The 848-nt window shown below is 44.0% G+C and carries 5 tRNA genes; all 5 read right to left on the minus strand.

The features are described from left to right. Positions 1–96: 96 nt before the first annotated feature. Positions 97–172: transfer RNA gene (locus tag HMPREF0083_RS25170), tRNA-Gly, on the minus strand. A gap of 76 nt (positions 173–248) precedes the next feature. Beyond that, positions 249–321 (minus strand) — tRNA-Thr (locus HMPREF0083_RS25175). A gap of 22 nt (positions 322–343) precedes the next feature. After that, positions 344–419 (minus strand) — tRNA-Val (locus HMPREF0083_RS25180). 63 nt (positions 420–482) lie between these two features. Continuing rightward, positions 483–559 (minus strand) — tRNA-Glu (locus HMPREF0083_RS25185). Positions 560–673: 114 nt separating this feature from the next. Beyond that, positions 674–749: transfer RNA gene (locus HMPREF0083_RS25190), tRNA-Ile, on the minus strand. Positions 750–848 lie beyond the last annotated feature (99 nt).

Below are 848 nucleotides of genomic sequence, written 5' to 3' on the forward strand. Positions count from 1 at the left end.
AACGAGGCGCTCTACCAAGCTGAGCCACTTCCCGGGAAAAGTTGTGAAAACCAAAAACAACGCACCCTATCGGGTACATGTCATGTGAATCAAGAATGGAGCGGACAACGAGACTCGAACTCGCGACCCCGACCTTGGCAAGGTCGTGCTCTACCAACTGAGCTATGTCCGCAAGATATTCGATACCGTCAATAAAAATCAGATAACACTATTTAAGATGCTGCCAACATACCTTGATAATAAGATGATGCCGGCGAAAGGAATTGAACCCTCAACCCCCTGATTACAAGTCAGGTGCTCTGCCAATTGAGCTACACCGGCATATTCATGCAATAAAGACAGATGGTGGAGGATGACGGGATCGAACCGCCGACCCTCTGCTTGTAAGGCAGATGCTCTCCCAGCTGAGCTAATCCTCCGTCATATACAGGACGTTTGAGCATTTTCAACGCTATGGAATGTAGTAATTGTTAAAGATAAGATGGTGACCCGTAGGGGATTCGAACCCCTGAATGCATGCGTGAAAGGCATGTGAGTTAAGCCGCTTCTCCAACGGGCCAAAATTTATTAACGAAATTTATTTTATTACTTTTACAGTACATTTGCAAGTATTTTTATTGTTGTTTTAGCACTTTTCAGTTTTTTCAACTCAATTTGGTATGCACATACAAAATGGTGGGCCCTGCAGGACTCGAACCTACGACCAATCGGTTATGAGCCGACCGCTCTACCAACTGAGCTAAGGGCCCTCCTATAGATATTTAGTTATATAGGAGAAACCGAAAAGTTTGCAACTCTAAAAGTAAAGCACAAGGTTTACACCTTCAAAACTGAATCAGAAGAAACAA

It is taken from the genome of Aneurinibacillus aneurinilyticus ATCC 12856, from assembly GCF_000466385.1.
Classification (GTDB): Bacteria; Bacillota; Bacilli; order Aneurinibacillales; family Aneurinibacillaceae; genus Aneurinibacillus; species Aneurinibacillus aneurinilyticus.